Below are 22,486 nucleotides of genomic sequence, written 5' to 3' on the forward strand. Positions count from 1 at the left end.
GAGGGTGCCCGTGGGCCCGTGACTGCCGTCCGACGGCTGCGAGCCCCCTCGCCTGTTCGAGGCCGCAACTGAGCCCCACCGACGCGGGGGCAGCTGAGGAATTCAGTGAACGACATCGTTTTGAAGGCGGAGGGCCTGTATAAGGTCTTCGGCCGCGGAGCGGACGACGCCGTGAAGAAGCTTCGCAAGGGCGCTTCTCGCGACGAGCTCGGCGGCGCCACCGCCGCCGTCATCGACGCCTCGTTCGAGGTCAAGAAGGGTGAGATCTTCGTCGTCATGGGCCTGTCCGGCTCGGGCAAGTCGACGCTCATCCGCATGCTCAACGGCCTCCACCCGCAGACCGCGGGAACCGTCGAGGTCGGCGGCGACTCCATCACCGGCGTCTCCCCCACCAAGCTGCGCGACATCCGCCGCAAGCGCGTCTCCATGGTGTTCCAGCACTTCGCCCTGCTCCCCCACCGCACCGTGATCGACAACGTCGCGTACGGGCTCGAGATCCAGGGGGTGAGCAAGGCCGAGCGCCTGCAGCGCGCCGCGAAGGTCACGGACATCGTGGGCCTGGGCGGCTGGGAGGAGAAGTACCCCTCCGAGCTCTCGGGTGGCATGCAGCAGCGCGTGGGCCTCGCCCGTGCCCTCGCGGCCGACACCGACGTGCTGCTCATGGACGAGGCGTTCTCCGCGCTCGACCCGCTGATCCGCCGCGAGATGCAGGACCAGCTGCTCGAGCTCCAGCAGGAGCTGGGCAAGACCATCATCTTCATCACGCACGACCTCAACGAGGCCATGTACATCGGCGACCGCATCGCCGTGATGCGTGACGGCCGCATCGTCCAGATCGGCTCGCCCGAGGACATCCTCACCAACCCCGCCAACGACTACGTCGAACAGTTCGTGCAGGACGTCGACCGGTCGCGCGTGCTCACGGCGGACTCCGTCATGCGCAAGCCGCGCGTCACGGTTCACGAGGGCTCGGGCCCGCATGCGGCGCTCGCCGCGATGCGCGAGAACGAGATCTCGGCGCTCTACGTCACCAAGCGCGACCGCACCATCGTCGGATGGGTGCGCGACCGCGACGTCATGGACCTCGTGCGCAAGGGCGAGAAGTCGCTTGCGCCCGCCATCCAGACCGACCACGGCGCGGTGTCCCAGGACACGCCGCTCGTAGACCTGTTCATCCCCTCGCTCGAGGCGGCCCTCGCGCTGGCCGTGACCGATGAGCGCGACCGGCTCGTGGGAGTCATCCCGCGCGTCACGTTGCTCGCCACCCTCGGCGGCGAGCCCGAGGCCGCCACCTCCGCCGAACCCGTCATCGAGCCGCTTCCGACCGAGGTCGTGGACAAGGTGCTTGACGCCGCCGCGACGAAGGGAGACCTGTAATGGAGTTCCGCATTCCCTTCGGCGATTGGGTCGAGACCGGCAAGGACTGGATCGAGGACAACCTCGACTGGCTGCTGGAGTTCCTCGGCAACCTGTGGACCGGCCTGTACGACGCTGTCAACTGGATCTTTGCCACCCCGCCGGCGATCGCGATCATCATCGCGCTCGCCCTCGCGGCACTGCTCGCCCGCGGCTGGAAGTTTGCCGTCGGCGCCGTGGTGGGCCTCGTGTTCATCATCGGCGTGGACCAGTGGGAAAACTCGATGGATTCCCTCTCGCTCGTCCTCGTCGCGGCCTTCCTCGCGCTGCTCGCGGGAATCCCGCTGGGTATCTGGGCCGCGCGCAACCAGACGGTGTCCAACATCGTGAAGCCCATCATGGACTTCCTGCAGACCATGCCCGCGTTCGTGTACCTGATCCCGGCCATCGCGTTCTTCGGCGTCGGCGTCGCCCCCGGCATCTTCGCCACCGTGCTGTTCGCCATCGCCCCCGGCGTGCGCCTCACGGAACTGGGCATCCGCAGCGTCGACCAGGAGGTCGTCGAGGCCGGTCAGGCGTTCGGCGCCTCCCCGCGCCGCATCCTGCGCCAGATTCAGCTGCCGCTCGCGATGCCCTCCATCATGGCGGGCGTCAACCAGGTCATCATGCTGTCGCTGTCGATGGTCGTCATCGCGGGAATGGTCGGCGCCGGTGGCCTGGGTGGTCAGGTGACCCGCGCGGTCTCCGCCCTCGACATCGCCATCGGTGCAGAGGCCGGCATCTCCGTGGTGATCCTCGCGATCCTGCTGGACCGCTTCACCGCCTCGTTCGGCCAGGGCATGGGCCTGTACGCCACGTGGGCCAAGAAGCGCCGCGCCAAGAAGTCCGACGTGGAGCAGGCACGCGTCGACGCCGAGCACCTCGAGGTCGGCCACCCCATCCGTTCCGCGGGCGCCCCGTCCTAACCCGACCACCGCATCGGCCCTCGCCGATGCCCGATCGCAAGACTTCGCGGCTGCGCTGAGCGGCCGTGGGCATCCCGCCCCACAAAGCGGGCGGGTGCTTCCCCGGCGTGAGGAGATCCCCATGCCGAGAAAGGAAAGACACATGTTCAAGCGCACTGCTTCCGCCTTCGCGGTCGCCGCGACCGCGGGCATCGTCCTCGCGGGCTGCTCGTCCGCGGACGACACCGAGGAGACCACCGACGCCGTCACCACCGGCGCCGAGTCCACCGAAGAGGCCGCTGGCGGCGAGCTCACGCTGGCCGTGTTCAACGGCTGGGACGAGTCGCTCGCCTCGTCGCTGCTGTGGCAGCACGTCCTCGAGGGCAAGGGCTACGACGTCTCGCTCGAGTACGCCGATGCCGCCGTCGCCTTCCAGGGCGTCGCCGACGGTGACTACGACATCGTCACCGACGTGTGGCTGCCCCTCACGCACGCGGACTACATCGACCAGTACGGCGACGACATGGAGGAGCTCGGCGCCTGGTTCGACTCCGCCGCGCTCACCATCGCCGTGAACGCCGACGCCCCCGTCGACTCGCTCGAGGACCTCCCCGAGTACGTCGACGAGATGGGCGGCAAGATCGTCGGCATCGAGCCCGGCGCCGGCCTCACCACCGCGACCGAGAACGCCATCGAGGCCTACGGCCTGTCGGACTTCGAGTTCGTGACGTCCTCCACCCCGGCGATGCTCTCGGAGCTCGACTCCGCGACGTCGGACGGCGAGAACATCATCGTCACTCTGTGGGAGCCCCACTGGGCCTACGGCGCCTACGACCTCAAGAACCTTGAGGACCCCCAGGGCGTCATGGGAGAGGCCGAGGAGATCGTCACCTACGGCCGCACCGGCCTCACCGAGGAGTTCCCCGAGGTCGCCGAGTGGTTCGGTGGCTTCACGATGGACTCCGACCACCTCTACGACCTTGAGAACCAGCTCAACGAGGCGTCCGAGGGCGACTACGAGCAGGTCGTGAGCGACTGGGTCGCCGCGAACCAGGAGTGGGTCGACTCGCTCACCGCGTAAGACTCTCCTCACTCACGGCGCCGGCCGTCCCCTCGCGGGGCGGCCGGCGCTGTCGCGTCTCTGGGATGTCAACGCATCCTGGCGGGACATGGGGGTCGATGCCGGGCCGAAAGCGGCCCCCATGTCCCGCCACGGCGCAGACTCGCGGTCACCGCCGACGGAACTCCACCGGGGCGTCCACGTACGGCTGCCACGCCGCCTTCTGCTCGTCGGTGAGCCTCCGAGGACGGCCCGATGCGGCGTCCACCAGCACCAGCGTGGTCGCCGCTCGCGCGTAGACCGTCTGCTCCTGACCCTCGGGCCGACCAGGTGAGCGCACCTCGTAGCAGATCTCCAGGCTCGCTCCCCCGAGCCGTCCGATCCACAGCTGGACGTCGAGGGGACGCCGCTGGAACGGGGCCGGTGCCAGGTACTCGATCTGCTGGCTCGCGATCAGCGTATGGGTCTCGGCGCCGGGGCCGCCGGCGAGCACCGCGGCGGGTGAGGCCGTCGGCGCCTCAGCGTCAGCCGACTCCTCGACCCCGGCATCGTCCGCCCAGAACACGCGGATGCGTGCCTCCTCGAGAAGCCGCAGCATCTCGGCGTTATTGACGTGCCCGTAGGCGTCGATGTCGGACCAGCGCAGCGAGATGGGAACGTGGAGTCGGCTCATAGCCTCACGCTAGCGTCGCGTTTCACCGCTGAGCGACCGCCAGGATTGCGACGTCGCCTCAGCCCCGCCGTGTATCTACCGCCAGGAGTTGGGGGGAGGGTTGAGTGGGTGGGCCGCGATCGGCCACACGCACAGGAGCCCCCGCCGCGGGACGGCGAGGGCTCCTGAGGAAGCGGCGGCGCTTAGTCGCGCGTGAGCTTGCGGTACGTCTGGCGGCTGGGGCGAGCGGCGTCGGCGCCCAGACGCTCCACCTTGTTCTTCTCGTACGACTCGAAGTTGCCCTCGAACCAGTACCAGTTCGCGGGGTTCTCCTCCGTGCCCTCGTAGGCGAGGATGTGCGTCGCGACGCGGTCGAGGAACCAGCGGTCGTGGCTGACCACCACGGCGCAGCCGGGGAACTCGAGCAGCGCGTTCTCGAGCGAGCCGAGGGTCTCGACGTCGAGGTCGTTGGTCGGCTCGTCGAGAAGCAGGACGTTGCCGCCCTCCTTGAGCGTCAGCGCCAGGTTGAGGCGGTTGCGCTCACCGCCGGACAGCACGCCAGCGGGCTTCTGCTGGTCCGGGCCCTTGAAGCCGAACGCGGAGATGTACGCGCGCGAGGGCATCTCGACCTTGCCGACGTTGATGTAGTCGAGGCCGTCGGAGACGACCTCCCACAGCGACTTGTTCGGGTCGATGCCTCCACGGGACTGGTCCACGTAGGACACCTGGACGGTCTCGCCGACCTTGAGGTCGCCGTCGTCGAGGTTCTCGAGGCCCACGATGGTCTTGAACAGCGTGGTCTTACCCACACCGTTGGGGCCGATGACGCCGACGATGCCGTTGCGCGGCAGAGAGAACGACAGGCCGTCGATGAGGACGCGGTCGTCGAAGCCCTTCTTGAGATCCTTGGCCTCGATCACGACGTTGCCCAGACGCGGGCCCGGCGGGATCTGGATCTCCTCGAAATCGAGCTTCCTGGTCTTCTCCGCCTCCGCAGCCATCTCCTCGTAGCGTGCGAGGCGGGCCTTGGACTTGGTCTGGCGACCCTTGGCGTTCGAGCGCACCCACTCCAGCTCCTCCTTGAGGCGCTTGGCGAGCTTGGCGTCCTTCTTGCCCTGGACCTGCAGGCGCTCCTGCTTCTTCTCGAGGTATGTCGAGTAGTTGCCCTCGTAGGGGTACAGGCGGCCGCGGTCGACCTCACAGATCCACTCCGCGACGTGGTCGAGGAAGTAGCGGTCGTGAGTGACGGCCATGACGGCGCCCGCGTACTTCGACAGGTGCTGCTCGAGCCACAGCACGGACTCGGCGTCGAGGTGGTTGGTGGGCTCGTCGAGCAGCAGCAGGTCGGGCTTCTCGAGGAGCAGCTTGCACAGCGCGACGCGGCGGCGCTCACCGCCGGACAGAACCGAGACGTCGGCGTCGGCGGGCGGGCAGCGCAGCGCCTCCATGGCCTGCTCGAGCTGGGCGTCGAGGTCCCACGCGTCGGCGTGGTCGAGCTCCTCCTGGAGCGTGCCCATCTCCGCCAACAGCGCGTCGTAGTCCGCGTCCGGGTTGGCCATCTCCTCGGAGATCTGGTTGAACCGGTCGAGCTTGCCCTTGATTTCGGCAACGCCCTCCTCGACGTTGCCCAGGACGGTCTTCTCCTCGTTGAGCGGAGGCTCCTGGAGGAGGATGCCGACCGTGTAGCCGGGGCTGAGTCGCGCCTCACCGTTCGAGGGCTCCTCGAGGCCGGCCATGATCTTCAGAATGGTCGACTTACCTGCGCCGTTGGGGCCGACGACGCCGATCTTCGCGCCAGGGTAGAACGCCATGGTGACGTCGTCGAGGATGACCTTGTCGCCGTGCGCCTTGCGCGCCTTGTGCATCGTGTAGATGAACTCTGCCACTGCTGCTCCGTGAACTCGTGGGGTGGCGCCGCGGGGGCGCCCGAATGAACCGCGTACCAGCCTACGCGGTCACGGGGCGGATGGCCGATGCGGGGCACGGCGCGAGCGGCCCCGCGCGCCTGAGGGGACGGACGCGCGGGGCCGGGTCCTCACACCGCGACGCGGGCGGCGTCGTCCTCCTCCACCCCATCGGGGGTCTCGTCGTCGCGCTGCTCGAACGAGTCCGGAATGCCGGCCGGCTCCTCGCGCGGTGCACCGGCGTCCTCGCCTGCGTCCTCGTCCGCATCGCTCGCCTTCGCCTCGACGTGTCGCACGAATGACGCGGTTCCCCACACCAGGTCGTGCCCCACGGCCCTCGCGTCGATCTGCAGCTCGTGGCGTTCGGCGTTGTCCTTGTCGATCCAGGTGTTGGTCTTCAGCCGGCCGCTCACGATCACCGGCTCGCCGACGTGGATCGACTGCCCTACGCGCTGTGCTCCTGTGCGGAACATCCGCACGCTGATCCACTCGGTGGCGCCGTCCTTCCACTCACCCGCGGCATCGCGGTAGCGGGACGAGTGCGCCATGCGGAATGCGCACATGGACTTGTTGTCCGCCAGTTCCCTGACGACCGGCTTGGTGGCGACCCATCCGGTCACCGTTACGTCGAGATCGCTCATCGTGTCCTCCCATGGGCCGCACCCTGCGGCCTCCCGTTCAGACTGGGGCGGGCCACACCACGCCGTCGGGGGTCACGGGAAAGAAGTGGACGCGGCCGATGGCGGGCCGGCCTGGGGACGACGCGAGCCCCCGTCACGGGTAGGGAGGCGGCCCCTACTTGCCCATCTCGGCGTTGCGCGCGAGCGCGGCGGCGAGCGCATCAGCGACGAGGCCGTTGAGGTCCCGTTCACCGAACACGCGCAGCGCCTCGGCGGTCGATCCGCCGGGGCTCGTCACCTGGCGGCGCAGTTCGGCGGCGTCGTGCTCGGACGAGTCCAGGTACGCGAGCGAGCCGAGCATCATCGCGGGAACGATGCGCGCCGCCTGATCGGCGGGGATGCCGAGGCCCACCGCCGCCGCCTCGAGCGCCTCCACGAACGCGTAGGCGTAGGCGGGCCCGGAGCCGGCGACCGAGGAGAACGCGTTCACGAGCGACTCGTCGACGATTTCCAGCATGCCCGTCGGGGCCAGCAGGGCCGCCGCGGCCTCGCAGTCGGCGCCCTCGCCGGCAAGGGCGGTCACTCCCCTGCCGATCGCGGTCGGGGTGTTCGGCATCGTCCTGACCACCCGGATGCCGTCGCCGAGCGCCTCGCGCATGGCGCCAAGGGTCACTCCGGCGGCGACGGAAATGACGAGCGCGCCGGGCGCGAGCATCGGCCCGATCTCCCGGCATCGCTCGACGATGTCGTAGGGCTTCACGCCAAGGATGACGGCGTCGGCGCCGTCGAGGGCCCACGCGGTGGCGCCCTCGTCAACGGACAGCGCGCGGTGCTCGACGTGGTCGAAGGCCTGCGCCCACTCGGGCTGGCGGGTGCGCGTGGTGAGGCGGATCGACGCGACGTCACCTGCGGATGCGAGCGACTGCGCGATCGCGCCGGCCATGTTTCCCGCGCCCAGTACGGCGACGGTGCGGATGGTCTCGGTCACGTGTCCTCCTTCGCGGAGGCGTCGAGCTCGGTCAGCTCGTCCATCGCGCGGTATGCCTGGTGAATGGTCTCGGTGGGCTCGACGACGTGCGGCAGCACCACGGCGCGCACCGCGGTGCGGCCCGCCTCGAGCGTCTTCTTGCGGGCGGACGATGCGAGGGTCGCCTTGGCGAACAGCGCGCGCCACCCTTGGGGAGGGTCGACGGACGGCCAGGCGGCAGCCTCGAGCGCCGCCTCGATCTCGCTCCCGAGCCCCTCGGCGTCCTGGATGGTGTCGGCGACCACCTGGCGCCACCGCGGCGGCAGACCGTCGGTCGCGGCGTCGACCCAGTCGAGCCGCTCGCGCTCGACGGTGGCGACGGACAGCCGCAGGGGCTTGCGCTCCCCGGGATGCGCGCCGCGCGCGATGGCGGCGGCACGCTCGGCGCGCGAATCGACGCCGGCGGCACGGGCAAGCGCCTGGACGAGCTCCTCGACGTCGGGAAGGTGGGGCTCGGCTCCCTTCGTGAGCGCGCCGGCGAGGGCGCGGCCGGCGGAGACCAGGTCGGCGCGCACTGCCTCCGCGGCGACGGAGCGCGCCGCCACGGCGCCGGCCAGCTCGGCGCGCAGGATGTCGAGCCCCTGGCCGGTCTTGGCGCTGACGGGCATGACCGGCACCTGCGTCATGCCGTCGACGGCGAGCAGGCGCTGAAGGTCGCGCGCGACGGCCCACGCGTCCTTGGTGGTGAGGCGATCGACGTGGTTGAGCACCACGAGAGACGGGCTGCCGTGTCGCGAGGCCGCCTCGAGGTAGGCGGAGTGCAGCGCGTGGTCGGCGTACTTCTGCGGATCCACGACCCACAGCAGCAGGTCGGCCATCGGCACCACGCGGTCCACCACGGCGCGGTTCTCCGCGTTGATGGAGTCGTGGTCGGGAAGGTCGAGCAGCACCATGCCGCGCAGCTGACCCTCGTCGGGGTCATCCAGCGAGTCGATGCCGCGCGCGAGCCTGCGCTGACGGTCGACGCCGATCCAGTCGAGCAGCGCCTGGCCGCGACCGCCCCACACCGCCGCGCTCACCTGCGAGGTGGTGGGCCGGGCAACGCCGGCGACGGCGAACTCGCGGCCAAGGATCGCGTTGAACAGGCTCGACTTGCCCGATCCCGTGCCGCCCGCGAGCGCGACGACGGTGTGCTCCACGCCCAGCGACAGGCGCTCGTCGCAGCGCTGGATGGTGGCGGACACCTCCTCGCGCACGGCGACAGGGATGGCGTCCGATGCCCACTCCATGGACGAGCGCAGGCGCGCCACGCGCTGGGCAAGGGCGGCGGCCTCGCTGGGCTCCTCCTGGGAGACGAACTGAAGGTTCACAGCAGGCCTCGCAGCTCGGCGCGGCGCAGGCGGACGGTCGACGACGCCTCGGCGGTGAGGCTCGGGACGTCGGTGGGCTTCATCATGTCCAGCGCCTCGCGGTTGATGCAGTAGCGCCTGGCGCCCGTGAGCTCGGCGCGGGCGAGGTGAATGGGCTCGGACAGGCTGGGGGCCACCAGGACTCCTAGCACGGTCCGCGCCTGCTCGACGCCCAGCGCGGCGCAGGCCATGGCGACGGCGAGACCGTCCTCGCCCACGATCTCGGCGCCGCGCGCGGCGCCGGGGAGCCTCATCACCTGCTCGCCGCACTTGGTCACCCAGGCGCGTGCGGCATCGGCCGCCCGTCGTTCCCTGATGACGCGCGAGTCGCGGGCGTCCTGCCGGGTGGCGAGCCACACGCCGGGCGACTCCTCGCCGTCGGTGAGGGTGTCCACCATCGACTGCGCGGCGTCGGCGGCCGCGAGCGCGAGCACCGCCTCCACCGAGTCGAGCAGGTCCTTGTGAATCTCGCGCACCACGGCGTCACGCTTCTCGCGGGCGGAGCGGCGCTTGGCCCACGCGGAGTGACGCAGCTTGTGCAGGGGCCCGCCCTCAGCGGAGGCGGCCTCCCAGCGAGCGGCGAGCGAGCCGGTGGGGATCTGGAGGTACCAGTCGGTGCCTCCCTTGGCCTCGGCATGGGCGGCGCAGCGGCGCACCTCGGCGCGCACCTCGCGGGCAGCGGCGGTCTGGTCGTCCATGCGCTCGGCGAGCGTCTCGAGCCACTCCTTGAGCGACTCGGTAGCGCCGTGCATCGTGCGCTCGACGATGGTCGCGGCGGAGGCGGCGGCGACGCCCTCGAGCCAGCGTCCCAGTCCGTCGACGACGTCGCGTGGGAGCTCGGCTCCTCCCACCTCGTCCTCGGGGATGACGAACAGCGGCAGCGACTCGAGCTGCTCGGCGGCAAGGCGCTCGACAAGTTCCGAGCGCACCTGGGCCGCGACATCGGCCGTCACGCGGTTGAGGACCATCGCGATCGAGGCGCCGCGCTCGGCTCCCCTGCGCAGCGCCTCCCACGGCACGGCGTCGCCGTAGCGGGCAGCGGTGGTCACGAAGATCCACAGGTCGGCGGCCTCGAGCAGCTTCTCGGCAACGTCACGGTTCTCGCCGCGCACCGAGTCGAGGTCCGGCGAGTCGACGATCGCGAGGCCGCGCGGGACCGCGTCCGTGGCGATCACCTCGGAGCCGTCCGCCACCGAGGTGAGCACCTCGGCGTCGAGGGGGTGGTGGAAGACGTGCGGGACGCGCGTCGTGGGGCGCAGCACGCCGGCGGGAGTGAGCGGCTCCCCCAGGAGCGCGTTGACGACAGTGGACTTTCCCGCGCCGGTGGAGCCGGCGACGACCACCACGGCCGGCGAGGCCTCCTCGCGCACGCGCGGGATCAGGTGGTGGTCCAGCTGGTCGACCATGTGGGCCACGAGCTCGCGCGTGGCCTCGGCGTCTCCCAGCGGGATCGGCAGCTCGACGCCCCCGACGACGCGACGTGTGTCGACGAGCGCGTCCAGGAGGGCGCCAGGGTACGACCACGTCTTGATGGGGCGGATCGACATCCCGCGTTCCCTCCGTCCTCAGGCTCCGAACAGGCTACCGTGCCTGGAATTTCCCACCATTATCCCGGCCGCGCGGGGGTGCGCATGCCCGGGGAGGTGGCCACCTGACAACGGCCGATGCCGGGGCGGGGTTCCGCGGCCACTACCCTGGGCGTGTGGCCGGGCCCGTATCCCCGCCGCGCTGCCCTCGTAGCTCAGCTGGATAGAGCACCGGACTTCTAATCCGACGGTCGCAGGTTCGAATCCTGCCGGGGGCGCCTCACGCATCACCGCCTCCCGCGAGCCACCCAGTGTCGGGATTCGCGCGAATGTGCGCACTCAGTGGCTCGCTGCGCGCGCTGCCGACTCCCTCTCGACGAGCTGCGCGGGCATCGGCGTGTCCACCGTCGGCTCCCCGCCCTCCTCGAGCGCCACCAGCACCTTCTGCATCATCATCGTGCCCAGCGCGGCGAAGTCCTGGCGGACGGTGGTGAGCGGCGGATAGAGGTAGGCGGCCTCGGGGATGTCATCGAAGCCGACGAGTGACACGTCGCGCGGCACCTCGAGCCCGCGGTGGCGCAGGGCCGACATCAGGCCGATCGCCATCTGGTCGTTCGCCACAAACACGGCGTCGCCCGCCGCGACGTCGAGCCGCTCCCCCACCTCGTAGCCCGACCGCGCGGACCAGTCGCCCCGCGGCGGCTCCGCGACCTCGAGGCGCCGCTCGGCGAGCTCGTCGCGCCAGCCGCGCTCGCGCTCGGTCGCGTCGGAGGCGTGGGCCGGGCCGGCCACGTGAAGGATGCGCTCGTGGCCCAGCTCGGCCAGGTGGCGCACCGCCGCGCGCGCCCCGCGGTACTGGTCGATGCACACCACCTGCGGCGACCGGCGGGCGCCCGCGGCCACCGCGACGAGCGGGACGGTCAGGTCCAACGCCTGCACCGCCTCGAGCGCCGACGAGTCGGTGAGGATCAGCACCACGGCGTCCACGCGCTGCCTCAGCAGCCCCTCGACGGTGGTGCGCACGGTGGCGGCCCCGGCATCGGCCGTCTGGGCGGCGTCCACGCTGTAACGGGCGCCGCGCGCGGCGATGGCGAAGTGCATGGCGATCGACGTGGGGCCAAAGTCGGCGACCGCGGGGGTGACCAGGCCGATGGTGCGGGTGCGGCGCGTCACGAGCGCGCGGGCCGCGGGAGACGGCGAGTAGCGCAGCTGCTTCATCGCCTTCTCGACCCGCTCCTTGGTCGCGGGCCGCACGTTGGGCATGCCGTTGATCACGCGGGAGACGGTCTGGTGGGAGACGCCGGCCAGGCGCGCGACATCGAAGATGTTCGCCGCCCGCGCGGGCTGATCCTTCGCCACGTCGTCCTTCCTCACGCTTCCGGGAGGTCGGGTTGCGCGACCAGCGCCATCAAGGTGTCCGGGTTCAGGCTAGCGGCGGCGACGGTCTCGGCGACCTCCCCCTCCCGGAGGATCGCGACCCGGTCCCCCACGCGCAGCACTTCTTCCAGTTCGGCGGAGATGAACACCACGGACAGGCCGTTGTCGGCGAGCTCGCCCACGAGCCGCTGGATCTCGACCTTGGCCCCCACGTCGATGCCGCGGGTGGGCTCGTCGAGCACGATCACGCGGGGGCTGAGCGCGAGCAGGCGGGCCAGCAGCACCTTCTGCTGGTTGCCTCCCGACAGGGTGCGCACGGGACGGTCGGGGTCCGCGGGCTTGATGTTGAGCGCCTCGATCCAGGACACGGCGAGCTCGCGCCGGCGGGCGGTGCTGAGCGGCTTCAGCGCCCCCTGCTGCGCCTGGAGGGCGAGCACGATGTTGTCCTCGATGGACAGGTCGCCGATGAGCCCCTCGGTGCGGCGGTTTTCGGACGAGTAGACGACGCCCAGCTGCATGGCCCGGCGCGGGGAGTCGAGCCGATGCTCGCGCTCCTCGATGCGGATGATGCCCGCCTGCGCGCGGTCCACGCCGGTGAGGAGCCTCGCCAGCTCGGTCCTTCCGGAGCCCAGCAGGCCCGCCACGCCGAGGACCTCGCCCTCGGCGACGTCCACATCGGCCCCGCGAATGCCCGGCGCGCGCGTGAGTCCGCGCGCCGAGATGACCGGCTCGACGGCGCTCTCGGGCTCCACAAGGTGCTCGCGCGGGGCGATGTCCGCCACGTCGCGCCCCAGCATCTTCTTGACGAGGTCGATGCGCAGCAGCTCCGTGGTGAGGTACTCGCCCACCAGGCGGCCGTCGCGCAGCACCGTGATGCGATCGCTCATCTCGTAGACCTGGTCGAGGAAGTGGCTGACGAACAGGATCGCCACCCCGCGCTCCTTGAGCTCGCGGATCACCCTGAACAGCTCGGCGACCTCGTCGAGGTCGAGGCTCGAGGTGGGTTCGTCCAGCACCAGCACCCTGACGTCCGTCGAGATGGCGCGCGCGATCGCCACCAGCTGTTGGACCGCGAGCGAGTGGCGGCCCAGCATGGATGCGGGGTCGATGTCGAGGCCCAGGCCCTCGAGCACCGCGGCGGCGTCGCGGCGCATGGCACCGTGGTCGATCAGGCCAAGGCGGCGAGGCTCGCGCCCCAGGAACACGTTCTCCGCGACGGAGAGGTTCTCGAGGAGGTCCACCTCCTGGTACACCGTGGACACGCCAGCGTCCTGCGCGTCGCGCGGGCCCGCGAAGTGGCGCTCGACACCGCCGATGCGCAGCACGCCTGCGTCGAGGGCGAGGGCGCCGGTGATGGCCTTGATCAGCGTGGACTTGCCCGCGCCGTTCTCCCCCATGAGCGAGTGCACCTCGCCGGGAAACATGCGGAAGTCCACCGCGTCGAGGGCGGTGAACGCGCCGAAGCGCACCGTCGCCCCGTCGAGCTGCACCAGCGCCTGCGCCTCGTCCACCGGGTCATCTTGGCACGGCATCGGCCGCATCCCAGAGGAGCCAGGTGGACGAGGCGCGTCGCCCGCCCGCGGAGGAGAGGTGCGGGAGGTCACGTGCGCCGGTCGGACCGGGCGACGATGGCCCGCTGCACCACGATGAACAGCAGCAGCAGGGCGCCGATGATGATGTGCGTCCACGACTGCTCGGCGCCCATGAAGGAGATGATCGTGTTGATGGTGGCGAACACGAACACGCCGATCATGGAGCCCAGCACGTAGCCGCGGCCTCCCGTCAGCAGCGTGCCGCCGATGACGACACAGGCGATGACGTCCAGTTCAGTGCCGATGCCGTTGCGCGGGTAGCCGGCGCCCGAGTAGGCGGTCAGTAGCAGTCCCGCGAGGCCGCCGCACAGGCCGGAGATGACGTAGACCAGCACCTTGGTGCGGGCCACCGACAGTCCCATGAGGCGAGCCGACTGCTCCGAGCCGCCGATCGCATACACGGTGCGGCCGAACCGGGTGAGCGCCATGATGACGGCGCCGGCGGCGACCACCGCGAGCGCGATGATGCCGGTGGGGGTGATGTACCAGTCGCCGATGAGGAAGCGCGTCTGCTGGAGCCACAGGATCGGCTCGTTCTCGACCCTGATCGAGGACAGGCTCACCACGTACGCGAGGCCGCGCCCCAGGAACAGGCCCGCGAGCGAGGCGATGAAGGGCTGGACGTTGAAGTACTGGACCAGGACGCCGATGAGCGTGCCGATGGCAGCGCCGCCCGCGAGCATCACGGGGATGACGATCCACACCGGGGTGCCTGACGCGAGCATCGAGGACCCGAGGATGCCGGTGAACGCCATCACCGAGCCGACCGAGAGGTCGATGCCTCCCGTGACGATGACGAACGTCATGCCGACGGCGAGCACCATCAGGTACGCGTGGTCGAGCAGCAGCGCGGACAGATTCCTGGGGCTCAGGAAGTTGCCGAACTCCGCCTGGGCGCCGATCAGCAGAATCACGAGGATCACGATGGCGGCCAGCGTGGGAAGCACGGACGCGCGGCGAGCGGAGAAGGTGCGCACCCGATCCATGGCGGTGGGGGCGGGGGCGTCGACGACGGTGGCACTCATGCGGAGACCTCCTGGCGGGTAGGGGTGGCCGATGCGGCGGCGGGCTCGCCGCCAGCGTCGCCGGGGCCGTGGCCGGAGCGGCGCCTGGACAGCGAGCGTCCCCACTGGTGGACGCGCGGCGACTGCACCAGGACGACGATCACGACGACGACGGCGAAGAACACGGGGCTCTGGGCCGGCGGGACGCCGAAGAACTGGATGGTCTTGTCGAGCGTGGTGACGGTGAGCACCCCGATGACGGTGCCGGCGATCGAGAACTTGCCGCCCATGAGGGACGTGCCGCCCAGCACCACCGCGAGGATGGCGTACAGCTCGATGAGGTAGCCGGCGTTGTTCGAGTCGGCGGCCATCGTGTTGGAGGCGTTGATGATGCCCGCGACGCCGGCCAGCACACCGGACGCGATGTACGCGCCCCAGATGATGCCGCGCGAGCGCACGCCCGCCAGGCGCGAGGCCTCGGGGTTGATGCCGACCGCCTCGGTGAGCATGCCCAGCGCCGTGCGGCGCTCGATGAGGGCGACGACAGCCACGACAGCGACCCAGATGAAGAACGCGACGGGAAGCAGGATCAGGTAGCCGTTGGAGATGAACTTGTACGGCGCGCTCGTCACGGTGGTGATGGCGCCGCCCGTGATGAGCAGCGCGACGCCGCGGCCGGCGAGCATCAGGACCAGCGTCGCGATGATGGGCTGGATCCCGAGCACCGAGACCAGGAAGCCGTTCCACGCGCCGAGCACCAGGGCCACCAGGACGGCGGTGGCGATCGCCGTGACGACGATGCCGAGGCTGCCGGGGTCGGGGGCGTCGGCGATGATCGTGAGCGACACGGCGCCCGAGACCGCCATGACGGCTCCCACGGACAGGTCGATGCCGCGGGTCGCGATGACGAGGGTCATGCCGAGGGCGACGAGCATGAGCGGGGCGCTCTCGCGCAGGATCGTCACCGGGTTGCCGTAAAGGTCGCCGTCGCGCATGGTGATCTTTGCGAAGTTGGGGTTGGCGATGACGTTGACGACGACGAGCGTGGCGAGCGCCGCCGAGGGCCAGAACAGGTGGTGCTTGAGCAGAGTCATCGGGACACGCTCCTCTCGTCGTGGTCGGCGTGGGCGATGAAGTCGACGAGGCCGTCGAGGTCCACGCTGGTGGGATCGAGCTCGCCGATCTTGCGCCGGTCGCGCAGGACAGCGACGCGCTGCGTGATGCGCAGCACCTCCTCGAGCTCGGAGGAGATGAAGACCACTGAGAGCCCCTTCGCTGCGAGCTCGGCGACCTTGCGCTGGATGTCGGCCTTCGCACCCACGTCGATGCCGCGGGTGGGCTCGTCGAGGATGAGCAGCTCGGGCTGCATGGCGAGCCAGCGGGCCAGCAGCACCTTCTGCTGGTTGCCTCCCGACAGGGTGCCGATGGGCACGTGCGGGTCCGCGGGGCGCACGCCGAGCGCCTCCATGTATTCGGTGACGATGGCGTCCTGCTCCGCCTTGGACAGGCGGCGGACCCAGCCTCGCTGGGCCTGGACCCCGAGCACCATGTTCTCCGCGACGGTGAGGTCGGCCACCACTCCCTCGGAGCGGCGATTCTCGGAGGAGAAGGCGATGCGACGGTCGATGGCGTGGCGCGGGGCGTGGACCTTGGCCGGCTCGCCGTGCATCTCGATGCTGCCGGCATCGGCCTTATCCGCCCCGTACAGGAGGCGCACCAGCTCGGTCCGCCCGGAGCCGAGCAGCCCCGCGAGGCCCACGACCTCGCCCTCGAACACCTCGAGGTCGGCGGGCTCGAGGACGCCCTTCTTGCCCACGCCGGCGGCGCGCAGCACGGGAGTTCCGGTCCGGTCGATGTCGCGGTCGGCGGCGTCCGAGATCGCGGACAGCTCGTCGAGCTCGCGGCCGATCATCTCCGTCACGAGCGCCTCGCGCGGGAGCTCGGCGACCAGGTGCTCGCCGATCAGGCGCCCGTTGCGCAGCACTGTGATGCGGTCGGAGATCTCGTAGACCTGGTCAAGGAAGTGGCTGACGAAGAGGATCGCGACGCCGCGCTCCCGCAGGGCGCGCATCACGGTAAACAGCTGCTCCACCTCGCCACGGTCGAGGCTCGAGGTGGGCTCATCCAGGATCAGCACCTTGGCCTCGAGCACCATCGCCCGGCTGATCGCGACGAGCTGCTGGATGGCGATCGAGTGCTGCGCGAGCGGCGACCGGGTGTCGAGGTGAAGGCCCAGGCTCGCCAGGTACTCGGCCGCCTCGCGGTGCACCGCCGACCAGTCGATCCCCAGTCGCCCGCGCGGCTCGTGGCCGAGCATCACGTTCTCCCCCACGGAGAGGTTCGCGCAGAGGTTGACCTCCTGGTAGACCGTCGAGATGCCGGCGGCCTGCGCATCGGCCGTGCTGTCGAAGCGGCGCTCCTCGCCGGCGACGGCGATGGTGCCCGAGTCGATCGCGTAGACGCCCGTGAGGGCCTTGATGAGCGTCGACTTGCCGGCGCCGTTCTCCCCCATCAGCGAGTGCACCTCGCCGGGGCGCAGGAAAAAGTCGACGCCGTCGAGCGCGAGCACGCCGGGGAAGGCGATGGTGATGCCGCGCATCGAGACGAGCGGCGGGACGTCAGTGTCCACAGTCATGAGTGAGTGACCTCGTTGTCGTGCCTCGTGGTGGTGCTGGGTGGTGGTGCTGGGTGGCGCGTCCGCCGGGAGGTGGGCCTCCCGGCGGACGCGGTCACACCTGTGCTCCTCGTGATCCGCGGATCAGTAGGGGCGGGTGTCGATGACCTCGGCGGCCTGCTCCTGGGTGAAGGCCTGGTCCTCAACGTAGTAGGCCTTCTCGACGGCGGTGCCGGCCAAGACGTCCTTGACGATCTGGGCGGCCTGCTCGCCGAGCAGCGGGTTGCACTCGACGATGTAGTTGATCTTGCCGTCGACGAGCGCCTGCATTCCGTCCTTGACCGCGTCGATGGTGACGATCTTGATGTCCTCACCGGGGACGCCACCGGCGGACTCGATCGCCTCGATGGCGCCCAGGCCCATGTCGTCGTTGTGCGCATACACGAGGTCGATGCCGTCGAGGCCGTAGTTGGCGATGTAGCCCTCCATGACGGACTTGCCGCCGTCACGGGTGAAGTCGCCGGTCTGCGAGTCGATGGTGGTGATGCCGGTGCCGGCGATCGCCTCGTCGAAGCCCGCCGCGCGCTCGTTGGCGGGGGCGGAACCGGTGGTGCCCTCGAGCACCACCATGTTGGTCTCGGTGTCGCCGAACTCGGCGGCGGCCCACTCGCCGGCCTTCACGCCCTCGGCGTGGAAGTCGAGGCCCACCCAGCTGGCGTAGAGGTCCTCGGAGGCGGACACGGTGCGGTCCTCGAGGACCACGGGGATGCCTGCGTCGGCGGCCTCCTGGAGGACGTCGTCCCAGCCGTCCTCCACCACCGGGGCGATGACGATGGCGTCGACGCCCTGGTTGATGAAGTTGCGGACCGCGGAGATCTGCGCCGCAGGGTCGTTGTCCGCGGCGTTGAAGATCAGCTCGAAGCCGTTGTCCTCAGAGAACGCGGCCTTCATGGAGTCGGTGTTGGCCGAGCGCCAGCCGGACTCCGCACCGGTCTGGGCGAAGCCGACGGTGATGACGTCCGACGCGGCGGCGTCGGAGCCGCCGGTGGACTCGGCCTCCGCCGTCGACGACGACGAGCCGGTGCTGCCGGTCTCGGTGGAGCAACCGGCCAGGGCGAAGGCCGCGGCCCCCGCGAAGGCGATGGTGGACAGGAAACGCTTGTTCATGCCGTGAACCTCCTCGTTCACCCCGGCTTCCTTGCCGGGAGGCTTGTCATTCCTACGGGCACCCCTGTGTGCCGCACTTGGATGATAGCGCTCACATTGTGAGCGTTCACAAGGGGTTTCACATCACGATTACGTAACGGAACCGTGCGCGGGGCCAGGGAGCGCACGCGCGGTGAGCCGGCATCGGCCACCGAAATGTGAGGGTTCACCTGGCTCGCACGCCGCTCCCCCCTCAGGCGCCGTAACAAAGTGACGGTCCTCCGGCCGACACGCCGAGGCATCGGCCGCCCTGAACGGCGAGTCGCCCACATCAACCGTCACTTCGTCACGCTCGGGCCTCACCACTGGCGGGGAATCACCTCCCACGTGGCGAGTGTTGGCGTTTCGGCACCACTACGAAAGGCTTGCCCCATGACGACCCCCGCCCTCTTCCAGCCGCTGACCCTGCGCGGCACCACCTTCCGCAACCGCCTGTGGACAGCTCCCATGTGCCAGTACTCGGTCGAGGAGCGCGACGGCGTGCCCACCGACTGGCACCTGGTGCACCTGGGCGGCATCGCCCGCGGAGGCGCGGGACTCGTCATGGCCGAGGCGACGGCCGTGACCCCCGAGGGTCGCATCTCGCCGTGGGACACCGGCATCTGGAACGACGAGCAGCGCGACGCCTGGGCACGCGTCACCTCGTTCATCCACTCGCAGGGCTCCAAGGCCGGCATCCAGCTGGCGCACGCGGGCCGCAAGGCGTCGACGTACCGGGACTGGTCGGGCCGCGGCGTCGTGGACCACCGGGACGGCGGCTGGACGCCGCTTGCCCCCTCCACCCTCGCGTTCGAGGGGCTCGCCGACCCCACGCCCATGAGCCAGGACCAGATCGCCGATGCGGTGGCGGCCTTTGGCACCGCAGCCCGCCGTTCGCTCGACGCCGGCTTCGATGTGCTCGAGGTCCACGCCGCGCACGGCTACCTGCTCCACGAGTTCCTCTCCCCCCTCAGCAACGACCGCACCGACGACTACGGCGGCTCGCTCGAGAACCGCGCCCGGTTCCTCCTCGAGGTGGTGCGCGAGGTGCGCCGCGTCGCGGGCGAGGAGGTGCCCGTGTTCGTACGCCTGTCCGCCACCGACTGGAAGGAGCCCGAGGGGTGGACCGTGGACGACACCGTCACCGTGTCGGGCTGGGTGCGCGACGAGGGCGCCGACCTCGTCGACGTCTCGAGCGGCGGCAACGTGGCCGATGCCCGCATCACCGTGGGCCCCGGCTACCAGGTGCCGTTTGCGCGCGAGGTCCGCGAGCGCGCGGGCGTGCCGGTGAGCGCCGTGGGCCTCATCGTGGAGCCCGCGCACGCGGAGGAGATCGTGGCCAGCGGCGAGGCCGATGCCGTCATGGCCGGCCGTGAGTTCCTGCGCGACCCCCACTTCGCCCTGCGTGCCGCCCACGAGCTGGGCGTCGACGTCGACTACTGGCCCGCCCAGTACCGTCGCGGCACCTTCGCGGCGCGCCCGTAGCGGCGACGCCGTCCCGACTGGGACCGCTCACAGGAACCTCCTCGCCGGGTCGGACGTTGGCCCCGTAGACGACGCCCGACTCAGCGAGGAGCCAACATGCGCCTGGCCGCCACAGCAGCAACAGTGACCACCCTGTCCGCCGGATTCCTGGCCGGATGCAGCGCCGACGACCTAGGGTCCACGGTCGCCACCTACGCCCGCGACGCCGCCCAGCAGGCCGTCGAGGACGCCACGGGAGGCGACGTGTCCCTGAACTTTGGCGACGGCGCCACCCTTCCCACCGACTGGCCCGAGAGCATTCCCGTCCCCGACGGCGAACTCGCCGCTGCCGCCACCACTGGCGAGGGCTGGACCATCGCGACCACGGGACCGTCGCTCGCGCTCACCGACTACGTCGAGCAGCTCGAGGACGCGGGCTTCAGCGACGCGGGCTCGGGCTCCGCGGGCGACGCGGCGACCGCCCACCACATGAGCGACGGCGAGCACGCGGTCACCGCCGCCTGGGCGTCCGAACCCGGCGGCGACTCCGGCCTCATCACCGTCGTGGTCGCCCCCGCGGGCTCCGGGTCCACCCAATAGCCGCCGGAAAGCACAGACCAAGGGCCGATGCGGTGGCCGCCCGGCCACCGCATCGGCCCTCCGTCTATCCGCGTCAGGACTTGGGCGTCGCCCGGCGCAGGAACAGGAAGCCCACCACTCCACACGCCACGGTGACGGGCAGCGTCCAGGCGACCATCACGGCCGGAGAGGTGTCGACGAACCACCGGCCCACGTCGCCCCAGCTGCCGGTCGCCGTGATGATCCACGCGGCGCCCACGAGCAGCACCGCGAGGCCGATGAAGAACGCGTACAGGCCGTACGCCTTCCACCGCACCCACACCGTCGCGACGGCGGCGCCAAGGAAGAAGAACAGCAGCATCAGCCCGAAGAAGACGGTCCACAGCACCAGCAGGGGGTCGTCGTTCAGCCCGTACGGGGCGAAGAAGGCTGCGCCGAGGCCCCACCCGTCGGTGGCGCGCTCGACCGCCGCGATCGCGGTCAGGCCCGTCGAGTACAGCAGCGAGAGCTGCACGAAGTAGATGCTGCTGCCCAGGTAGAAGTCCCGGCGGGTGACGGCGAAGCCCAGCGCGAAGGGGAACGTCAGGTTCATGGACTGCACTGCCACGACCATCATGAACACCACGATCCAGGAGATGCCGCCGTTGTAGATGAAGGCATCCGGTTCGAGGTTCTCCACTCCCCCGGCCGCGTTCGCGACCATGAGCCAGATGGCAAGGTTGATCGCGAAGATCGCGAGCGTGATGAGCCACGGCAGCACGAGCGTGGGGACCGGGTTCGCGAGGTGCAGGTGCACCACGTTGGACAGGCGCCTGGGCGCGGAGGGCACGGCGCGCTCGGGGGTGATGGCGGTCATGCGGAGACCTCCTCGGTCTCGAGCCCGCCTGTGCGGCGGACGATGAGTTCCTGGAGCGACACGGGGGTCGCCTCGAGTCCGGCCGATGCCGCGGCTCGCTTGTCCTCGGCGCTCAGCCCGGCGAGGGTGACGGACGCGATGCCGCCGATCGTGGTGCGGTCGAGCACCTCGTGTCGCGCCGAGAACGCCTCGACGTCCGCGGCGCGCCCCACGAGGGTGGTGGCCGAGCCCCGCAGGTCGTCCGCGTCGGCGTTCATCACCAGGCGCCCCTTGTCGATCACGAGGACGCGTTGCAGGAGTGCCGCAGCCTCGTCGATGAGGTGGGTGGACAGGAGGATGGTGCGCGGGTGCTCCGCGTAGTCCTCGAGAAGCAGGTCGTAGAAGCGGCGGCGAGCCACGGCGTCGAGCCCCGCGTAGGGCTCGTCCAGCAGGGTGAAGTCGGCGCGCGAGGCGATGCCGACGATGACGCCGATGGCGCTGCGCTGGCCGCGCGAGAGCTTCTTCATCTTGCGGTCGAGCGGCGCCTGGAAGGCGTCGACGAGCCGCTGCGCGAGAGCCGCGTCCCAGTGGGGGAAGAAGCGCGGGGCGATCTTCAGGACGTGCTTGCCCTGGAAGTCGTCGGGATAGACCTGCGACTCCTTGATGAAGCAGGTGCGGCCCACCACGGCGGCGTTCTCGACCGGGCCGTGGCCGAACAGGCGCACGTCGCCAGAGGTGGCGAAGTCCTGCCCGGTGAGAAGCTGCATGAGGGTGGTCTTGCCGGCGCCGTTGCGGCCGAGCAGGCCGTGGATGCCGCCCTCCTCAAGGGAGAACGACACGTCGTCGACGGCGGTGACCTTGCCGAAGCGCTTGGTGAGGCCGGCGGCCTCGACGATGGCGGTCATCGGTTCATCTCCTTCGCGATCATGTCCTGAAGCTGTGCGGTGGTGAGGCCGAGCCCGCGGGCGCGGTCGGCGAGGGGGCGCACGTGGGCGTCCCTGAACTCGGCCCGGCGCTCGTCGAGCAGCCGGGCCCTGGCCCCCTCGGCGACGAACATCCCGATGCCGCGGCGCTTGTACAGCACGCCGGCGTCGACCAGGAGGTTCACCCCCTTCAGGGCGGTGGCGGGATTGATCCGGTGAAAGGCGGCGAGGTCGTTGATGGACGGCACCTGCGACTCCTCGCCCAGCGCGCCCTCGAGGATCTGGCCCTCGAGCTGCTGAGCGACCTGCAGGAAGATCGGCCGACCATCGTCCACGTCCTCACACCCCTTCCGGTTCGTTGGTTAGTTACTTCTGTAACTAACCAACCATGCACCGGGAGGCCTGTCAACGGCTCGCGGCCGATGCACCCTTTACCAGGAGCGTTGCGTCGCCCCGCTATCGCGCGGGGGGACGG

The 22,486-nt window shown here is 70.4% G+C and carries 20 protein-coding genes and 1 tRNA gene; 6 read left to right on the top strand and 15 right to left on the bottom strand.

What is annotated here, in order from left to right; genetic code table 11:
* Positions 1–105: 105 nt before the first annotated feature.
* The 3 genes from B7K26_RS01810 (at position 106) to B7K26_RS01820 (ending at position 3,381) form a co-directional block, all read left to right on the top strand.
* On the top strand, positions 106–1,377 hold the full coding sequence (locus B7K26_RS01810; RefSeq protein WP_084076973.1) for a glycine betaine/L-proline ABC transporter ATP-binding protein: 1,272 nt from the start codon (positions 106–108) through the stop codon (positions 1,375–1,377).
* Positions 1,377–2,321 (top strand): proline/glycine betaine ABC transporter permease, encoded by a 945-nt coding sequence (locus B7K26_RS01815; protein WP_084076974.1) that lies wholly within the window; start codon positions 1,377–1,379, stop codon positions 2,319–2,321. The genes B7K26_RS01810 and B7K26_RS01815 overlap by 1 nt, the downstream gene beginning before the upstream one ends.
* A 142-nt stretch (positions 2,322–2,463) precedes the next feature.
* A complete protein-coding gene (locus B7K26_RS01820; RefSeq protein ID WP_084076975.1) occupies positions 2,464–3,381 on the top strand; it encodes a glycine betaine ABC transporter substrate-binding protein in 918 nt (305 codons plus the stop codon).
* Between the two features lie 148 nt (positions 3,382–3,529).
* On the opposite strand, the gene B7K26_RS01825 is transcribed toward B7K26_RS01820, so the two are convergent.
* The 6 genes from B7K26_RS01825 to B7K26_RS01850 form a co-directional block, all read right to left on the bottom strand.
* Positions 3,530–4,033 carry a thioesterase family protein gene (locus B7K26_RS01825; RefSeq protein WP_084076976.1) on the bottom strand — a complete coding sequence of 168 codons (504 nt, stop codon included), beginning with the start codon at positions 4,031–4,033 and terminating at the stop codon, positions 3,530–3,532.
* Between the two features lie 182 nt (positions 4,034–4,215).
* Entirely contained in the window at positions 4,216–5,898 is a 1,683-nt protein-coding gene (gene ettA, locus B7K26_RS01830) for an energy-dependent translational throttle protein EttA (RefSeq protein ID WP_084076977.1), read from the bottom strand.
* A 149-nt stretch (positions 5,899–6,047) separates the two neighbouring features.
* Positions 6,048–6,557 (bottom strand): single-stranded DNA-binding protein, encoded by a 510-nt coding sequence (locus B7K26_RS01835; RefSeq protein WP_084076978.1) that lies wholly within the window; start codon positions 6,555–6,557, stop codon positions 6,048–6,050.
* Between the two features lie 154 nt (positions 6,558–6,711).
* Positions 6,712–7,524 (bottom strand): pyrroline-5-carboxylate reductase, encoded by an 813-nt coding sequence (proC, locus tag B7K26_RS01840; protein ID WP_084076979.1) that lies wholly within the window; start codon positions 7,522–7,524, stop codon positions 6,712–6,714.
* Positions 7,521–8,873, bottom strand: coding sequence for a GTPase (locus tag B7K26_RS01845; protein WP_084076980.1), 1,353 nt, complete (start codon positions 8,871–8,873; stop codon positions 7,521–7,523). Before B7K26_RS01845 ends, proC begins: the two co-directional genes overlap by 4 nt.
* Complete coding sequence (locus tag B7K26_RS01850; RefSeq protein ID WP_084076981.1) at positions 8,870–10,459, bottom strand: dynamin family protein; 1,590 nt, start codon at positions 10,457–10,459, stop codon at positions 8,870–8,872. Before B7K26_RS01850 ends, B7K26_RS01845 begins: the two co-directional genes overlap by 4 nt.
* A gap of 183 nt (positions 10,460–10,642) precedes the next feature.
* On the opposite strand from B7K26_RS01850, the gene B7K26_RS01855 reads away from it, so the two are divergent.
* Positions 10,643–10,716 (top strand) — tRNA-Arg (locus tag B7K26_RS01855).
* A gap of 61 nt (positions 10,717–10,777) precedes the next feature.
* Here the strand turns inward: B7K26_RS01855 and B7K26_RS01860 are convergent.
* From B7K26_RS01860 to B7K26_RS01885, 6 genes are all read right to left on the bottom strand, one after another.
* Entirely contained in the window at positions 10,778–11,797 is a 1,020-nt protein-coding gene (locus B7K26_RS01860) for a LacI family DNA-binding transcriptional regulator (protein WP_084077525.1), read from the bottom strand.
* An 11-nt stretch (positions 11,798–11,808) separates the two neighbouring features.
* On the bottom strand, positions 11,809–13,347 hold the full coding sequence (locus B7K26_RS01865) for a sugar ABC transporter ATP-binding protein (RefSeq protein ID WP_143340413.1): 1,539 nt from the start codon (positions 13,345–13,347) through the stop codon (positions 11,809–11,811).
* A 68-nt stretch (positions 13,348–13,415) separates the two neighbouring features.
* On the bottom strand, positions 13,416–14,432 hold the full coding sequence (locus B7K26_RS01870; RefSeq protein WP_084076983.1) for a sugar ABC transporter permease YjfF: 1,017 nt from the start codon (positions 14,430–14,432) through the stop codon (positions 13,416–13,418).
* Positions 14,429–15,505, bottom strand: coding sequence for an ABC transporter permease (locus tag B7K26_RS01875; protein ID WP_143340414.1), 1,077 nt, complete (start codon positions 15,503–15,505; stop codon positions 14,429–14,431). Before B7K26_RS01875 ends, B7K26_RS01870 begins: the two co-directional genes overlap by 4 nt.
* Positions 15,502–17,046 (bottom strand): sugar ABC transporter ATP-binding protein, encoded by a 1,545-nt coding sequence (locus B7K26_RS01880; protein WP_084076984.1) that lies wholly within the window; start codon positions 17,044–17,046, stop codon positions 15,502–15,504. The genes B7K26_RS01875 and B7K26_RS01880 overlap by 4 nt, the downstream gene beginning before the upstream one ends.
* Positions 17,047–17,169: 123 nt before the next feature.
* On the bottom strand, positions 17,170–18,192 hold the full coding sequence (locus B7K26_RS01885) for an ABC transporter substrate-binding protein (RefSeq protein WP_084077526.1): 1,023 nt from the start codon (positions 18,190–18,192) through the stop codon (positions 17,170–17,172).
* Positions 18,193–18,603: 411 nt separating this feature from the next.
* On the opposite strand from B7K26_RS01885, the gene B7K26_RS01890 reads away from it, so the two are divergent.
* A complete protein-coding gene (locus tag B7K26_RS01890; RefSeq protein ID WP_084076985.1) occupies positions 18,604–19,695 on the top strand; it encodes an NADH:flavin oxidoreductase/NADH oxidase in 1,092 nt (363 codons plus the stop codon).
* Positions 19,696–19,791: 96 nt separating this feature from the next.
* Positions 19,792–20,274: a hypothetical protein gene (locus B7K26_RS01895; RefSeq protein ID WP_143340415.1), complete on the top strand. Its 483-nt coding sequence runs from the start codon at positions 19,792–19,794 to the stop codon at positions 20,272–20,274.
* Between the two features lie 73 nt (positions 20,275–20,347).
* Here the strand turns inward: B7K26_RS01895 and B7K26_RS01900 are convergent, their stop codons facing one another.
* The 3 genes from B7K26_RS01900 to B7K26_RS01910 are packed head-to-tail and all read right to left on the bottom strand — an operon-like array spanning position 20,348 to position 22,346.
* On the bottom strand, positions 20,348–21,109 hold the full coding sequence (locus B7K26_RS01900; protein WP_084076987.1) for a hypothetical protein: 762 nt from the start codon (positions 21,107–21,109) through the stop codon (positions 20,348–20,350).
* Positions 21,106–21,993 carry an ABC transporter ATP-binding protein gene (locus tag B7K26_RS01905; protein WP_084076988.1) on the bottom strand — a complete coding sequence of 296 codons (888 nt, stop codon included), beginning with the start codon at positions 21,991–21,993 and terminating at the stop codon, positions 21,106–21,108. Before B7K26_RS01905 ends, B7K26_RS01900 begins: the two co-directional genes overlap by 4 nt.
* Positions 21,990–22,346 (bottom strand): GntR family transcriptional regulator, encoded by a 357-nt coding sequence (locus B7K26_RS01910; protein ID WP_084076989.1) that lies wholly within the window; start codon positions 22,344–22,346, stop codon positions 21,990–21,992. Before B7K26_RS01910 ends, B7K26_RS01905 begins: the two co-directional genes overlap by 4 nt.
* Positions 22,347–22,486: the final 140 nt, after the last annotated feature.

It is taken from the genome of Demequina sp. NBRC 110057 (assembly GCF_002090175.1).
In the GTDB taxonomy this organism is placed as follows: domain Bacteria; phylum Actinomycetota; class Actinomycetes; order Actinomycetales; family Demequinaceae; genus Demequina.

Bases quoted from the DNA above. Each gene is read 5' to 3' on its own strand.
- B7K26_RS01875 (WP_143340414.1), bottom strand. From the start codon at position 15,505: ATGACTCTGCTCAAGCACCACCTGTTCTGGCCCTCGGCGGCGCTCGCC.
- B7K26_RS01850 (WP_084076981.1), bottom strand. From the start codon at position 10,459: ATGTCGATCCGCCCCATCAAGACGTGGTCGTACCCTGGCGCCCTCCTG.
- B7K26_RS01880 (WP_084076984.1), bottom strand. From the start codon at position 17,046: ATGACTGTGGACACTGACGTCCCGCCGCTCGTCTCGATGCGCGGCATC.
- B7K26_RS01895 (WP_143340415.1), top strand. From the start codon at position 19,792: ATGCGCCTGGCCGCCACAGCAGCAACAGTGACCACCCTGTCCGCCGGA.
- B7K26_RS01825 (WP_084076976.1), bottom strand. From the start codon at position 4,033: ATGAGCCGACTCCACGTTCCCATCTCGCTGCGCTGGTCCGACATCGAC.
- B7K26_RS01870 (WP_084076983.1), bottom strand. From the start codon at position 14,432: ATGAGTGCCACCGTCGTCGACGCCCCCGCCCCCACCGCCATGGATCGG.
- B7K26_RS01905 (WP_084076988.1), bottom strand. From the start codon at position 21,993: ATGACCGCCATCGTCGAGGCCGCCGGCCTCACCAAGCGCTTCGGCAAG.
- B7K26_RS01890 (WP_084076985.1), top strand. From the start codon at position 18,604: ATGACGACCCCCGCCCTCTTCCAGCCGCTGACCCTGCGCGGCACCACC.
- B7K26_RS01835 (WP_084076978.1), bottom strand. From the start codon at position 6,557: ATGAGCGATCTCGACGTAACGGTGACCGGATGGGTCGCCACCAAGCCG.
- B7K26_RS01885 (WP_084077526.1), bottom strand. From the start codon at position 18,192: ATGAACAAGCGTTTCCTGTCCACCATCGCCTTCGCGGGGGCCGCGGCC.
- B7K26_RS01820 (WP_084076975.1), top strand. From the start codon at position 2,464: ATGTTCAAGCGCACTGCTTCCGCCTTCGCGGTCGCCGCGACCGCGGGC.
- B7K26_RS01900 (WP_084076987.1), bottom strand. From the start codon at position 21,109: ATGACCGCCATCACCCCCGAGCGCGCCGTGCCCTCCGCGCCCAGGCGC.
- B7K26_RS01865 (WP_143340413.1), bottom strand. From the start codon at position 13,347: ATGCCGTGCCAAGATGACCCGGTGGACGAGGCGCAGGCGCTGGTGCAG.
- B7K26_RS01815 (WP_084076974.1), top strand. From the start codon at position 1,377: ATGGAGTTCCGCATTCCCTTCGGCGATTGGGTCGAGACCGGCAAGGAC.